This window comes from Actinomadura sp. NTSP31, from assembly GCF_041951385.1.
In the GTDB taxonomy this organism is placed as follows: Bacteria; Actinomycetota; Actinomycetes; order Streptosporangiales; family Streptosporangiaceae; genus Spirillospora; species Spirillospora napierensis.
Genome location: NZ_JBGNUT010000030.1, coordinates 94926 through 108908, shown reverse-complemented (window position 1 = coordinate 108908; position 13983 = coordinate 94926). Strand labels below are relative to the sequence as shown.

The following is a 13983-nucleotide window of genomic DNA, read 5'->3' as shown; positions in this document are numbered from 1 at the left end:
TCGCGTGCTCCCCGCCGCAGCCGGGGAGTTCGCGATCATTCTGCCGAATCCGCCCCCGCCCGGGCGGTGAACAGCGGGAGAAGTGCCGGTTCCGACCGCAACAGGCCGAGCGCGGTCTCGGCGTGCCCGGGGACGTAGCCGTTGCCGATCAGCATGGTCACGTCGGCGGCCAGGCCCTCGGCGCCGAGCGCGGCGGCGGAGAACGAGGTGGCCATGGAGAAGAACACCACCGTGCCGCGGGGCGCGGTGGCCAGGATCGCGCCGTGCTCGCAGCCCGGCACGTCCACGCACACCACGGTCACGTCGGCGGGCTCGCCGATCGCGGCGGCGACCGCGACCGGGTCGCGGGCGTCGGCGCGCACCACCGCGTCGGCCAGGCCGGTCGCGGCCAGCAGGTCCTCCTCCTCGGCGGTCGGCACCAGCCCGATCGTGCGGGACGCGCCCGCGCGGCGCGCCGCCGCCAGCGACAGCGAGCCGCTCTTGCCTGCGCCGCCCAGCACCGCGACCACGGGGCGCTCGCGGGAGGCGACGACCCGCTCGGTGAGCGCGGGCGCGCCGCACACGTCCATCACCGACAGCGCGACCGGCACCGGCAGGTCGTCCGGCAGGACGGCGGCGATGGAGCGGGCGAACAGGATCGCGTGCCCGTCGGCGGGGACCTGCTCGGACCGGCCGTCCCAGCGGGCCAGGCCGTCGGTGACGGCGAGCGGGGTCAGGGTGAGCGAGACGAGGGTGGCGACGCGGTCGCCCGGCCTCAGCCCGAGCGGCGAGTCCGGCCCGGCCTCCTCGACGGTGCCGACGAGCATCCCGCCCGACCCGGTGACCGGGTTGTGCATCTTGCCGCGCTCGCCGATGATCCGCAGCACCTCGGCCCGGATCGCGTCCGGGTCGCCGCCGTGCGCGGTGTGCAGCTGCCGGTAGGACGCGGCGTCCAGGTTGAGCCGCTCGACGCGGACGCGCACCTCGTCGGGGCGGATCGCCGGGTCGGTGTCCAGCCGTGCCGCCGCCTGCGGCAGCACGCCCGCCGGTTCCAGCACCCGGTGCAGCCCCACGGCGGTCCCCGTCCCCGCCGCCGTCCCGGCTCCGCTCATCCCCGCGCCCTCCCGCAACGTCCGCGTCCCGTGTGATCCATGGTGATGCCCCGGAAGATATACCGAGCACCACTGGTTTCAGTGGAAGTCTTCCCGTAACGTCGGCTCCATACAAGACTTTTATGCGAACGATGTGACGCGAGGAGGCGGTCGACGATGACCACTGCCCTGCATCCGGACCCGGACGCGGCCGTCCGGACCCCGGTGGCCGACCGGGACGCGGCGCGCCAGCCCTACGCCTACCGGCGCCGGCCGCTGGAGGAGCCCGACTGGCGGCGGCTGCCTGGCTGGCGCGACGTCACGGACGCGGACTGGGAGTCGGCGCAGTGGCAGCGCGCGCACTGCGTGAAGAACATCCGCCAGCTCCGCGCGGTCATGGGCGACCTGCTGGACGAGTCGTTCTACGCCGACCTCGTGCGCGACCAGGCGGAGCGCGCGACGATGTCGATGCTGCTGCCTCCGCAGATGCTCAACACGATGGACACCTCGTCCACCGAGGCGTTCTACGCCGACCCGGTGCGGCGCTACATGCTCCCGGTGCTGAGCGACCGGCGCACCGACTGGCCCTCGCACCCCTACGCCACGCGCGACTCGCTCCACGAGGCCGAGATGTGGGCCGTCGAGGGGCTCACCCACCGCTATCCGACCAAGGTGCTGGCCGAGCTGCTGCCGACCTGCCCGCAGTATTGCGGGCACTGCACCCGGATGGACCTGGTCGGCAACTCCACGCCGAACGTCGACAAGCACAAGTTCACCATCCGGCCCCCGGACCGGCACGAGGCCATGCTCGACTACCTGCGTCGCACGCCCGGCGTCCGCGACGTGGTGGTGTCGGGCGGCGACGTCGCCAACCTGCCGTGGCCGCGCCTGGAGTCGTTCGTCGGCGCACTGCTGGACATCGACAACATCCGCGACATCCGGCTGGCCAGCAAGGCGCTCATGGGGTTGCCGCAGCACTGGCTGCAGGACGAAGTACGGGCCGGCATGGAGCGCCTGGCCGCCAAGGCGAACCAGCGCGGCGTGCAGATCGCGATCCACACCCACGTCAACGCGGCCCGGTCGGTGACGCCGCTGGTCGCCAAGGCGGCGCGGGCGATGCTCGACACCGGCATCCGCGACGTCCGCAACCAGGGCGTGCTGCTGCGCGGGGTCAACGACTCCCCCGCCGAGCTGCTCGACCTGTCGTTCGCGCTGCTCGACGAGGCCGGCATCATGCCGTACTACCTCTACATGTGCGACATGATCCCGAGCAGCGAGCACTGGCGGCTCGCGGTCTGGGAGGCGCAGGAGCTGCAGCACGCGATCATGGGCTACCTGCCCGGCTTCGCGACCCCGCGCATCGTGTGCGACGTCCCCTACGTCGGCAAGCGCTGGGTGCACCAGCTCGCCGACTACGACCGCGAGCGCGGCGTCTCCTACTGGACGAAGAACTACCGCACCGGCCTGGAGCTGTCCGATCCGGACGCCCTGACGCGCCAGTACGAGTACTACGACCCGATCTACACGCTGCCCGACCGCGGCCGCGAATGGTGGCGCGAGCAGGCCGAGGCGGCATGACCGCCCGACACCTTTACAATGTAGATCACATGCAGGGGCGGTCGGGCGGAATATCCTCGGACGGGTGACTTCTGAGCTGACGTCCCGTTTCCCGGTCGGCGCCACCGCGACGGTGGCCGACCTGGAGGACGACCCGCACCCCCTGCTCGCCCGGCTGCGCGCCGCCGAGCCCGCCTCCTGGCTGCCCGCCCTCGGCGGCTGGCTGGTGACCTCCCGCGACCTGGCGCTGCGGGTGATGCGGGACGCGGCGGCGTTCACCGTCGACGACCCGCGCTTCTCCACCGCGCGGGTCGTCGGGCCGAGCATGCTTTCGCTGGACGGGCCCGTCCACACCCGGCACCGCGACCCGTTCGCGCGGCCGTTCCGGCCCGCGCGGACCCGGGAGCGGTTCACCGCGTTCGTCGAGGCCGAGGTCGCGCGGCTGGTCGGCGGGCTCGCGCCGGCCGGGCGGGCGGAGCTGCGCGGCGACCTGGCCGGCCCGCTGGCCGTCGCGGTCGTCGCCGAGGCGCTCGGGCTGGAAGGCGTGGACGCCGCGACGATCCGGTCCTGGTACGGGGCGTTCGTCGAGGCGGTGTCCGCCATCACCGCCGGCGGGGACGCGCCCGCCCGCGCGGACGAGGCGTACGCGCTGCTGCGCGCCGCCGTCGAGAAGGCGATCACCGCCGGCGCGCCCGGGTCGCTGCTGGCGGAGGCCGCCGCGGACGGGGCCGGGCTCACCACCGCGGAGGTCGTGGCGAACGCGGCGATCCTGATGTTCGGCGGCATCGACACCACCGAGGGGATGATCGCCAACACGCTGCTGCACCTGCTCGGCCATCCCGGCCAGCTGCGGCTCGTCCTGGACGATCCCGGCCTGCTGCCCGCCGCGATCGAGGAGTCGCTGCGGCTGGAGCCGTCGGCGTCGGTCGTCGACCGCTACGCCACCCGCGACACCGTCCTCGGCGAGGTCACGGTGCGCGAGGGGGACCTGGTGCGCGTGTCGATCGCGGGCGCGAACCGCGACCCGGCGGTGTTCCCCGACCCCGACCGGTTCGACGTGCGGCGCGCGAACGCCGCCGAGCACCTGGCGTTCGCGCACGGCCCGCACTTCTGCTTCGGCGCCCACCTGGCCAGGCTGGAGGCCCGTACGGCGGTCGCCGCGCTGCTGGAGCTGCCGGGGCTGCGCCTCGATCCGTCCCACACGCCGCGCGCGCACGGGCTGGTCTTCCGCAAGCCGCCGCGCCTGCACGTCCTCTGGGACCGGTAGCGGCCGTTTCGGGCCTCGCGCGGCACGCCGAGGCGACACCCGTTTTGTGGGAACATTCCGCTCATGATCGTGGAACGCCGGGTCGAGCTGCGCTTCGGACGCGAAAGCCGGGACGCCGAAACGCACACCAACCTGTCCGCCGTGCGCCAGGACGGCCGCTGCCTGTGGGTGGCGGGCGACGAGACGGCCACCATCGAGCGGCTCACCGCGACCCTCGACGCGGACGGGCTCGTCACCGGTTACGAGGGGCACACCACCGTCGCGCTCGCCGATCTCGTCGAGCTGCCCGCCGGCCCCGACGAGGAGGCCGACATCGAGGGCCTGGCGCGCAGCAACGGCTGGCTGTGGGCGATCGGCTCGCACAGCCTCAAGCGCAAGAAGATCAAGCCGGGTCAGACGGGCGCGAAGGCCCGCAAGCGGCTGGCGTCGGTGGTGCGCGAGGACAACCGGTTCGTGCTGGCCCGCCTCCCCCTGGCCACCGGGGCGGACGGGCTGCCGGAGGTCGTCCGCGAGGACGGCGGCCGCACCGCCGCCGTCCTCGGCCTGCGCCGCGACTCCATCACCGACCTGCTCGAGGACGATCCGCACCTGGCGCCGTTCCTGGCGATCCCGAGCAAGGACAACGGCATCGACATCGAGGGGGTCGCCGCGCACCGCGACCGGCTCTACATCGGGCTGCGCGGGCCGGTGCTGCGCGGCTGGGCCGTCCTCGTGGAGATCCGCCCGGACACCCACCCCGACGACCCGCGACGGCTGGAGCTGCTGCCGGTCGGCGACGGCAAGGCCCTGTACCGCACCCACTTCCTGGACCTCGGCGGCCTCGGCATCCGCGACCTGTGCCCGGACGGCGACGACCTGCTGATCCTCACCGGCCCGACCATGGACCTGGACGGTCCCGTGCGCGTGCACCGCTGGCCGGGCATCGCCGGTACCGACGCGCCCGAGGTCGTCACCGCGGACGAACTGCCGCTGCTCGGCGACCTGCCCTACGGCGACGGCGACGACCACGCCGAGGGCCTCGCCGTCCTGGACGGCTCGCACGGCGCGGGCACCCGGCTCCTGGTCGTCTACGACAGCCCCGCGCCCGAGCGCCTCACCGCGGACGGCGGCGTGCTGGCCGACGTCGTCCGGCTCCCCAAATAAGTGCTCGCTTCCGTGATCTGCTTGGATGGTGCCCGTCACCTGCGGTAACCGGAAGGGCGAGGCTGAGCATGATCGAGTGGTCCGAGGAAGACCTGATGATCCGGGACGCGGTCCGCGGCTGGATCGACGCGGAGGTCCGGCCGAACCTGGACGCGCTGGACTCCGGCGAGCTGCCGCCCTACGACCTGCTCCGGAGCCTGTACAAGACCTTCGGGATGGACGAGATGGCGCGCTCGTCCTTCCAGTCCCGGATCGCCAAGGAGCGCGAGGGCGGCCCCGAGAAGAAGGACGCGGAGAAGAAGGACGCCGACGGCCCCGGCGGCGGCAACGCCGCGATGACGATGCTGCCGGTCATCGAGCTGTGCAAGGTCGCTCCCGGCATGGTCTCGGCGATGGGCGTCGGCCTCGGCCTCGCCGCCGGGACCATCATGAAGCGGGGCACGCCCGAGCAGAAGGAGCGCTGGGCGCTGCCGCTGCTGACGATGGAGAAGGTCGGCGCCTGGGCGATCACCGAGCCGAACTCGGGGTCCGACGCGTTCGGCGGCATGCAGGCCACCGCGAAGAAGGTCGGCGACGAGTACGTCATCAACGGCAGCAAGACGTTCATCACCAACGGCCCCTACGCCGACACCATCGTCTTCTACTGCAAGCTCGACGACGGGCGCGAACCCCGCGACCGCGAGATCCTCACGTTCGTCCTCGACCGCGGCATGGACGGGCTGGAGCAGAGCAGGCCGCTGCGCAAGATGGGCCTGCACTCCTCCCCCACCGGCGAGCTGTTCCTCAACGACGTGCGCGCCGGCGCCGACCGGCTGCTGTCGTCCGGATCGCAGGGCGGCAAGGAGTCGGCCAAGCAGAACTTCGTCACCGAGCGCGCCGGCGTCGCCGCGATGGCCCTCGGCGTCATCGAGGAATGCCTGAAGCTGTCGGTGGAGTACGCCAAGACCCGCGAGCTGTGGGGGCAGCGGATCGGCGACTTCCAGCTCATCCAGCTCAAGCTCGCCAAGATGGAGGTCGCCCGGCTCAACGTGCAGAACCTGGTGTTCCGGCACGTGGAGATGCAGCGGTCGGGCCGCACCCCGACGCTCGCCGAGGCGTCGGCGATGAAGCTGTACGCCGCGCAGGCCGCCAGCGAGGTCGCGCAGGAGGCGGTGCAGCTGTTCGGCGGCAACGGCTACATGAGCGAGTACCGGGTCGAGCAGCTCGCCCGCGACGCCAAGTCTTTCCAGATCTACGCCGGCACCGACGAGATCCAGGTGACCCACATCGCGCGCGACCTGCTGTCGCGCTGATCCCCGTCCTCTGAGGGCGGCTGTACGGGAAACGGTCCCGAACTTCCGGCGTCTCCTCGGCATCGAAAAGGTGGAGGGCGGGTGAGGGCGATCGCCCGCCCTCCACCAGACGGCCGATTCTGGACAGCCGACGACGGGGACTGGATACTCACAGCCATGGACGGTCAGCCCTCTTACCCGGTGCGAGCGTCCGACACCGAGCGGGACCGGGTGCTGCGCGTCCTCAGCGACCGCGTGGCCGAGGGCCGGATGTCGCACGAGACGTTCGAGCGCCGCGTCGACCAGGTGCTGCAGGCGCGCAGCCGCGCCGAGCTGGACGACATCGTGCACGACCTGCCGCCCACCAGCCGCGTCGTGGGCCGCCTCACCGGCCTGGTGGCGACGGTGTCGCAGGTGACCGCGCGGATCGAGGCGGCCTGGCGGGCCCCCCGGCTGCCGCGCTTCGTGCTGCCGCCCGCCGGCGCGGCGCGGATCGTCGTCGGCCGCGCCCCCACCTGCCAGTTCGTGCTGACCGACCTGACGGTCTCGCGCTTCCACGCCGAGCTGTACCAGGCCGACGAGGGCTGGATGGTCTCAGACCTGGGGTCGATGAACGGCACCCGGGTCAACGGCTGGCGGCTCACCGGCCCGGCCCGGGTCCGGCCCGGCGACGAGATCGGGTTCGGCAACGTCGGCTATATCGTCGCCGCCCCCTGACGCCGCCCCCGACGCCACCCGCTGAGGCCGCCTGCTGAGGCCGCCCGCCGCTCCCGGCCGGGCCCAGGGTCTTGACGTATTCGTTAAGAGTCCTTACTTTCTCCTCCAAGTTAGGAAACCTTCTTAACTCCGAGGAGCCGCCGTGCCCGCCTCCGCCCCCGGCAGCCCGGGCGTCCCCGGGACGCCGAGCCTGCTGCGCGCCATCAACGACCGCGCCGCGCTGGAGGCGCTGCTGGCCCGCGGCCCGCTGACCCGCCCGCAGATCTCCGACCTCACCGGCATCTCCAAGCCCACCGCCTCGCAGCTGCTCGCCCGGCTGGAGGACGCCGGCCTGGTCGTGCGGGACGGCGTGCGCGAGGGGCTGCCCGGCCGGACCGCCGAGCTGTACCGCGTCAACGGGGCCGCCGCGCACGTCGCCGGCGCCGACGTCACGCCGGCCCGGATCCGGGTCAGCGTCGCCGACCTGACCGGAACGGTCGTCGGCGAGCACACCCTGCCCACCCCCGGCCGCACCGGCGTGGACGTGGTCGCCCGGATGGCCGAGGCGCTGGACAAGGCCGCCGCCGCGGCCGGCCTGACCCGCGCCGCCCTGCACCGGGCCGTCATCGGCATCCAGGGCGCGATCGACCCCGCCACCGGCCGGCTCGGCTACGCCTCGCACATCCCCGGCTGGCACGTCCCCGACCTGGTGGGCACCCTCGCCGGCGGGCTCGGCGTCCCGGTCGCCATCGAGAACGACGTCAACCTCGCCGCGCTCGCCGAGCGCGCCGGCGGGCGCGCCGCCGGAACCCGCGACTTCGTGCTGCTGTGGGTCGCCGACGGCGTCGGCATGGCCGTCGTCCTGGACGGCGCGCTGCACCGCGGCGCGACCGGCGGCGCCGGAGAGATCGGCTACGCGCCCGCGGTCGGCGCCCCGCTGATGCGGGACGTGCGCCGCACCCACACCGGCGGCGTGCACAGCCTCACCGGCGGCGCGGCCGTGCTGAGGCTGATGCGCGAGCACGGGTTCCGCGGCCGGGACGCGGCCACCGCGCTCGGCCGCGCCGCCGCCGAGGTCGGCGCCGCCCGGCCGGGGACGCGCGGCGCCTCCGACGCCGGCGCCCGCGCCGAACGCGCCCTCACCGAACTGGCGACCCGGCTCGGCGCCACGCTCGCCACCGTCGTCGCCGTCCTCGACCCCGCCCTGGTCGTGCTCACCGGCGACGTCCTGCGCGCCGGCGGGGAGCCGCTGCGCGCCCGCGTCGAGCAGCACCTGCACAGCCTGACGATCCCGCGCCCGAGAGTGCGGCTCAGCTCCGTCGAGGGGAACCCGGTCCTGGCCGGCGCGCTGCAGCTGGCGCTCCAGGACACCCGCGACGCGGTTTTCTCCACCACCGTCCCCGACACCCCGCGCTCCTGACACGCCACGTTCCCGACACGCACCCAACCCCCCGCTCCCCCACAGCGGACGGCGGCAACCGGCCGTCCCCTCCCCCGAAGGAGAACCGGAGTGCGCACATCGACAACGCGCCGGCTCGCCGCGGCGCTGGCCGCCGCCGGGCTCGGCCTCACGGCCTGCACGGCCGGCGGAAGCGGCGGCCAGTCGGGCGGACCGAAGGCCGGGGAGAAGCAGACGATCGAGGTCTGGCACGGCTGGAGCGCCCCGCACGAGGTACAGGCGTTCCAGGACGCCGTCGCGGGCTTCCACAAGCTGCATCCCAACATCACCGTCAAGCTCGTCAAGGACCAGACCGACGACCGCATCACCAACGCCATCCGCGGCGGCAACCCGCCCGACGTGGTGTCGTCGTTCACCACCGACAGCGTCGGGCAGTGGTGCCAGAGCGGCGCGTGGCAGGACCTGTCCGGCGACATCGCCGCGTCGAAGCTCGACCTGAACCAGTTCCCCAAGCCGGTGCAGCAGTACACCCAGTACAAGGGCCGCCGGTGCGCGATGCCGCTGCTCGCCGACGCCTACGGCCTCTACTACAACAAGGGCCTGATGAAGGGCGAGCAGCCGCCGCGGACGTTCTCCGAGCTGACCGCGCTGGCCAAGAAGCTCACCGTCCGCGACCCCGACGGGACCATCAAGGTCGCCGGCTTCATGCCGTCCGCGCAGTACTACGAGCACCAGGTGCAGCACCTCGCCACCCAGTTCGGCGCGAAGTGGCTGACCCCCGACGGGCACGCCGACTTCGCCGCCGACCCCGCCGTCAGGGCCTACCTGCAGTGGAACAAGAGCCTGATCGACTGGTACGGCTACGCCAACGTCAAGAAGTTCCTGCACTCGATGGGCCAGGAGTTCGAGTCGTCCAACCCGTTCGAGAAGGGCAAGGTCGCCATGGCCGTCGACGGCGAGTGGCGCACCAAGTTCATGCAGGAGGAGGCGCCGAAGGTCGACTACGGGACCGCGCCCGCGCCCGTCCCCGACGGGCAGGACGCCCGCTACGGCAGCGGCTTCGTCACCGGCACCGTCATCGGCATCCCGCGCGGAGCGAAACACCGCGCCGCCGCCTGGGAGTTCATCCACTACCTGACGACCGACACCGGCGCGCTCGTCACCTTCGCCAACGCGCTCGGGAACGTCCCGACCACGATCGCCTCGCTGTCGTCGCCCGGCCTGAGGCTGCCGCCGCAGTTCACGACGTTCCTCGGCATCTTCAAGAACCCCGCGAGCGCCACGACCCCGCCCACCCCGAACGGCAACGACTACGTCGTGAAGTTCCAGCAGTTCGTCCAGGACCAGTGGGAGCCCGGGAAGGCGGGCGACCTCGGCACGGCGCTGAAGGGCCTCGACGGGAAGGTCGACGCGTCGCTGAAGCTGGCCGGGGGCTGACGGCGTGGCCTCCGGCTCGCTGCGCCTGCCGCTGCGGCGCGGCCGGCTCGGGACGGTGTCCCGGGCCGGCCGCCGCCGGCGGCTGCGGGTGCTGGCGTTCCTGTCGCCGTGGCTGGCCGGGTTCGGGCTGTTCTTCGCCTACCCGCTCGCCGCGACCGTCTACTTCTCCTTCACCCGCTACAACCTGTTCACGCTGAAGTACGTCGGGCTGGACAACTACCGGTACCTGCTGCACGACGGCGACGCCTGGACGGCGATGCGCAACACGCTGTGGCTGGTGGCGGTGCTGGTCCCGCTGCGGGTGCTGTTCGGCCTCGGCGTCGCGCAGCTGCTCACCCGGATCAGGCGGGGCGGGAACCTGCTGCGGGCGGTGTTCTACGTCCCGTACCTGATCCCGCCGGTATCGGCGACCGTGGCGTTCGTGTTCGTGCTGAACCCCGGCACCGGCCCGTTCCCGGTGATCACCCGGCACCTGGGGTTCACCCTGCCGGACTTCTTCAACGACGCCGCGTGGGCCAAGCCCGGTCTCTCGCTGCTCGGGCTGTGGGCGGTCGGCGACGTCATGATCATCCTGCTCGCGGCGCTGCTGAACGTGCCGCGCTCGCTGTACGAGGCGGCCGCCATCGACGGCGCCGGCGCCTGGGCGCGGTTCCGGCACATCACGCTGCCGACCGTCTCGCCCGTCCTGGCGTTCGCCGCCGTCACCGGCGTGATCGAGACGCTGCAGTACTTCACCCAGGCGATGGTCGCCGGGAAGGTCGCCGCCGGGCAGGCCGACACGCCCGGCACCCAGTTCGCGCCCGGCTACCCCGGCGGGTCCACGCTGACGTTCCCGCAGTGGCTCTACGACGAGGGGTTCCGCCAGTTCAACATGGGATACGCGTGCGTGCTCGCCCTGGTCATGTTCGTCATCGCGATGGCGTTCACGCTGCTTCTCCTGCGCCAGTTCCACGCGTTCGCCGGAGAGGAGGCGCAGTGACCCCCACGACGGGAACCTCCCTGGCCTACGGCGGACGCGGCCGGCGCACCTTGATGTGGATCGCCACGCACGCCGCCGCGATCGTCCTGGCGTTGATGTTCCTGGCGCCGCTGGTGTTCATGTTCCTCACCGCGGTGATGAGCGACTCGCAAGCGCTCAGCACCTCGCTGTGGCCGGACGAATGGCACTTCGAGAACTTCCGCCGGGCCTTCAGCGGCGACATGGTGCGGTGGACGGTCAACAGCACCGTGTACGCGGGGCTGTCGACGGCGCTGATGCTGGTGTCCAGCGTCCCGGTCGCCTACGCGCTGGCCCGCTTCCGGTTCCGCGGCCGCAACCTCGCGCTGGTCGTGGTCATCTCCGCGATGATGCTGCCGCCGCAGGTGACGATGGTGCCGCTGTACATCGTGTGGTCCCGTTTCCACCTCACCGGGACGCTCTGGCCGCTGATCATCCCGCAGGCGTTCGGGGACGCGTTCTCCATCTTCCTGCTGCGCCAGTTCCTGGTGACCATCCCGCGCGAGTACGCCGACGCGGCGCGGGTCGACGGCTGCGGTGAGCTGCGCACGATGCTGCGGGTCGTGCTGCCGATGGCCAAGCCCGCGCTCGCGGCCGTCGCGCTGTTCCAGTTCTTCTACTGCTGGAACGACTACTACGGGCCGCTGGTGTACGCCAAGCCGGAGAACTGGACGCTCGCCATCGGCGTGGCGACGTTCCGCGCCGCGCACCACGTCGAATGGAACCTCACGATGGCGGCGACGCTGCTGACCATCATGCCGGTGCTGGTGGTGTTCTTCCTGGCCCAGCGCGTGTTCATCCAGGGTGTGACGTTGACGGGAGTGAAGGGTTGAAGCTGACGGTCATCGGGGGCGGGTCCACCTACACCCCGGAGCTGGTCGACGGGATCGCCCGCGAGCGGACGGCGCTGCCGGTGTCGGAGCTGGTCCTCGCCGACCCCGACGCGCGGCGGCTGGAGCTGGTCGGCGGGCTCTGCGCGCGGATGCTGGCCCGCGCCGGCCATCCCGCGAAGGTCGTGACGACCGGCGACCTCGACGAGGCCGCGGCCGGCGCCGCCGTGGTGCTGATCCAGCTGCGGGTCGGCGGGCAGGCGGCCCGGCACGTGGACGAGACGCTGCCGCTGGAGTGCGGCTGCGTCGGCCAGGAGACCACCGGCGCGGGCGGCCTCGCCAAGGCCCTGCGGACCGTCCCGGTCGTGCTCGGCATCGCCGAGCGGGTCGCCGCCCGCGCCCCGGACGCGTGGATCATCGACTTCACCAACCCCGTCGGCATCGTCACCCGCGCGCTGCTGGACGCCGGGCACCGCGCCGTCGGCCTGTGCAACGTCGCCATCGGCGTGCAGCGCCGCGCCGCCGCGCTGCTGGACGTGCCGCCCGAGCGGGTCGCGCTCGGCCACGCCGGCCTCAACCACCTGACCTGGGTCCGGTCGATCGAGCTGGACGGGCACGACGTCCTGCCCCAGCTACTGGAGCGGCACGCCGAGGACCTGGCCGCGATGGCCGGGCTGCCCGCGCCGTTCGTGCGCCGGCTCGGCGCCGTCCCGTCCTACTACCTGCGCTACTTCTACGAGCACGACCGCGTCGTGCGCGAGCAGCGCGGCGCGCCCACGCGGGCCGAGGAGGTCGCCGCACTGGAACGCGACCTGCTCGCCCTGTACGCCGACCCGGCCCTGGACACCAAGCCCGCCCGGCTGGACGAACGCGGCGGCGCCTTCTACTCCGAGGCCGCCGTGCGGCTCGCCGCGTCGCTGCTCACCGGACGCGGCGACGCCCAGGTCGTCAACGTCCGCAACAACGGCACCCTGCCGTTCCTCGACGACCGGGCCGTGATCGAGGTGCCCGCGCGGATCACCGCGTCCGGTCCGGTCCCGCTTCCCGTACCGCCCCTCGGCCCGCTGTTCTCCGGCCTGGTCGCGCACGTGTCCGGCTACGAGGAGCTGGCGCTGGACGCGGCGCTGCGCGGCGGCGTCGACCGGGTCGCGGACGCGCTGCTCGCGCACCCGCTCGTCGGGCAGCTCGACGCCGCCGGCCGGCTCGCCCGCGACCTCGTCGCCGCCAACCGCGCCCACCTGCCGTGGGCCGCCTGATGGCGGCGGCGCCGGCGCGCCGCCGGGGCGGGGTGCTGGTCGCCGTCGACGGCGGCAACAGCAAGATCGACGCGGCCGTGGCGGGGACCGACGGGGAGCTGCTGGCGACCGCGCGCGGCGCCGGGTTCCGCCCGCAGACCGCCGGGCTCGACGGCGCCGTGGACGCGCTCGGCGCCGCCATCGACGCCGCGCTCGCCGAGGCCGGCGTCGCGCGGGGCGACGTCGTCCACCTCGCCGCCTACATGGCCAACGTCGACCTGCCGGGCGAGGAGGAACGGCTGGAGCGGCTGCTGCTGGACCGGGGCGCCGCGCCCGGCGTCGTGGTCGGCAACGACACGTTCGCGCTGCTGCGCAGCGCGGTCACCGAGGGATGGGGGGTCGCGGTCGTCTGCGGCGCCGGCATCAACTGCGCCGGCGTCGCCCCCGACGGCCGCACCGCCCGCTTCCCCTCCCTCGGCGAGCACACCGGCGACTGGGGCGGCGGCGGCGCGCTCGGCCGCGCCGCGCTGTGGCACGCCGTCCGCGGCGAGGACGGCCGCGGCCCGCGCACCGCGCTGACCGGGGCCGTCGCCGCCCACTTCGGCGTGGACCGTGCCATCGACGTCGGGCTCGGCGTCCACCTCGGAGAGTTCGACGAGGGCCGGCTCACCGCCCTGGCGCCGGTGCTGATCGACGCCGCCGAGGCGGGCGACGCGGTGGCCCGCGAGGTCGTGCTGCGGCTCGCCGAGGAGGTCGCCGTCCTCGGCTCGGTGGCGCTGCGCCGCCTCGGCCTGCTGGACTCCCCCGCCGACGTCGTGCTCGGCGGCGGCGTGCTGGCCGCCCGCCGCGCGCTGCTGATGGACGCGGTCGCCGAGCGCTACGCCGCGCTCGCGCCGCGCGCCCGGCTGATCGTCCCGGACGACCCGCCGCTGCTCGGCGCGGCGCTGCTCGGGCTGGACCACCTGAAGGCCCCGGCCGCCGCGCACGCGGCGCTGCGGGAGGCGTTCCGGCGCCCCCGAGTCCGGTAGATTCGGCGCTTTGACCATGCCGCACCGACCCCCGCCCTTGACGTTGTAAGGTG

12 protein-coding genes are annotated in these 13983 nt (G+C 73.5%); 11 read left to right on the top strand and 1 reads right to left on the bottom strand.

Going from position 1 to position 13983, the window contains the following annotated elements; all coding sequences use genetic code 11:
* Positions 1–35: 35 nt before the first annotated feature.
* Positions 36–1091: an L-erythro-3,5-diaminohexanoate dehydrogenase gene (locus tag ACA514_RS37500; RefSeq protein WP_375046033.1), complete on the bottom strand. Its 1056-nt coding sequence runs from the start codon at positions 1089–1091 to the stop codon at positions 36–38.
* A 156-nt stretch (positions 1092–1247) separates the two neighbouring features.
* Here ACA514_RS37500 and ACA514_RS37495 point away from each other — a divergent pair, with 156 nt between their 5' ends.
* From ACA514_RS37495 to ACA514_RS37445, 11 genes are all read left to right on the top strand, one after another.
* Complete coding sequence (locus tag ACA514_RS37495) at positions 1248–2648, top strand: KamA family radical SAM protein (protein ID WP_375046032.1); 1401 nt, start codon at positions 1248–1250, stop codon at positions 2646–2648.
* A 64-nt stretch (positions 2649–2712) separates the two neighbouring features.
* Complete coding sequence (locus ACA514_RS37490; protein WP_375046031.1) at positions 2713–3894, top strand: cytochrome P450; 1182 nt, start codon at positions 2713–2715, stop codon at positions 3892–3894.
* Between the two features lie 63 nt (positions 3895–3957).
* A complete protein-coding gene (locus ACA514_RS37485) occupies positions 3958–5037 on the top strand; it encodes a DUF3616 domain-containing protein (RefSeq protein WP_375046030.1) in 1080 nt (359 codons plus the stop codon).
* A 68-nt stretch (positions 5038–5105) separates the two neighbouring features.
* Positions 5106–6329: an acyl-CoA dehydrogenase family protein gene (locus ACA514_RS37480; RefSeq protein ID WP_375046029.1), complete on the top strand. Its 1224-nt coding sequence runs from the start codon at positions 5106–5108 to the stop codon at positions 6327–6329.
* Between the two features lie 156 nt (positions 6330–6485).
* The gene (locus ACA514_RS37475) at positions 6486–7025 is read left to right on the top strand and encodes a DUF1707 domain-containing protein (protein ID WP_375046028.1); all 540 of its coding nucleotides are present in this window, start codon (positions 6486–6488) and stop codon (positions 7023–7025) included.
* 142 nt (positions 7026–7167) lie between these two features.
* Positions 7168–8424 carry an ROK family protein gene (locus ACA514_RS37470; protein WP_375046027.1) on the top strand — a complete coding sequence of 419 codons (1257 nt, stop codon included), beginning with the start codon at positions 7168–7170 and terminating at the stop codon, positions 8422–8424.
* 90 nt (positions 8425–8514) lie between these two features.
* Complete coding sequence (locus tag ACA514_RS37465) at positions 8515–9840, top strand: ABC transporter substrate-binding protein (RefSeq protein ID WP_375046026.1); 1326 nt, start codon at positions 8515–8517, stop codon at positions 9838–9840.
* A gap of 4 nt (positions 9841–9844) precedes the next feature.
* Positions 9845–10819 (top strand): carbohydrate ABC transporter permease, encoded by a 975-nt coding sequence (locus ACA514_RS37460; RefSeq protein WP_375046025.1) that lies wholly within the window; start codon positions 9845–9847, stop codon positions 10817–10819.
* A complete protein-coding gene (locus tag ACA514_RS37455) occupies positions 10816–11670 on the top strand; it encodes a carbohydrate ABC transporter permease (protein WP_375046024.1) in 855 nt (284 codons plus the stop codon). Before ACA514_RS37460 ends, ACA514_RS37455 begins: the two co-directional genes overlap by 4 nt.
* Positions 11667–12923 (top strand): 6-phospho-beta-glucosidase, encoded by a 1257-nt coding sequence (locus tag ACA514_RS37450; protein ID WP_375046023.1) that lies wholly within the window; start codon positions 11667–11669, stop codon positions 12921–12923. Before ACA514_RS37455 ends, ACA514_RS37450 begins: the two co-directional genes overlap by 4 nt.
* Complete coding sequence (locus tag ACA514_RS37445; protein WP_375046022.1) at positions 12923–13930, top strand: N-acetylglucosamine kinase; 1008 nt, start codon at positions 12923–12925, stop codon at positions 13928–13930. Before ACA514_RS37450 ends, ACA514_RS37445 begins: the two co-directional genes overlap by 1 nt.
* The last annotated feature ends 53 nt before the right edge of the window (positions 13931–13983 follow it).

What these genes read in the sequence shown, in the direction of transcription:
- ACA514_RS37495 (WP_375046032.1), top strand. Translation starts at nt 1,248, where the DNA reads ATGACCACTGCCCTGCATCCGGACCCGGACGCGGCCGTCCGGACCCCG.
- ACA514_RS37500 (WP_375046033.1), bottom strand. Translation starts at nt 1,091, where the DNA reads ATGAGCGGAGCCGGGACGGCGGCGGGGACGGGGACCGCCGTGGGGCTG.
- ACA514_RS37445 (WP_375046022.1), top strand. Translation starts at nt 12,923, where the DNA reads ATGGCGGCGGCGCCGGCGCGCCGCCGGGGCGGGGTGCTGGTCGCCGTC.
- ACA514_RS37480 (WP_375046029.1), top strand. Translation starts at nt 5,106, where the DNA reads ATGATCGAGTGGTCCGAGGAAGACCTGATGATCCGGGACGCGGTCCGC.
- ACA514_RS37475 (WP_375046028.1), top strand. Translation starts at nt 6,486, where the DNA reads ATGGACGGTCAGCCCTCTTACCCGGTGCGAGCGTCCGACACCGAGCGG.
- ACA514_RS37485 (WP_375046030.1), top strand. Translation starts at nt 3,958, where the DNA reads ATGATCGTGGAACGCCGGGTCGAGCTGCGCTTCGGACGCGAAAGCCGG.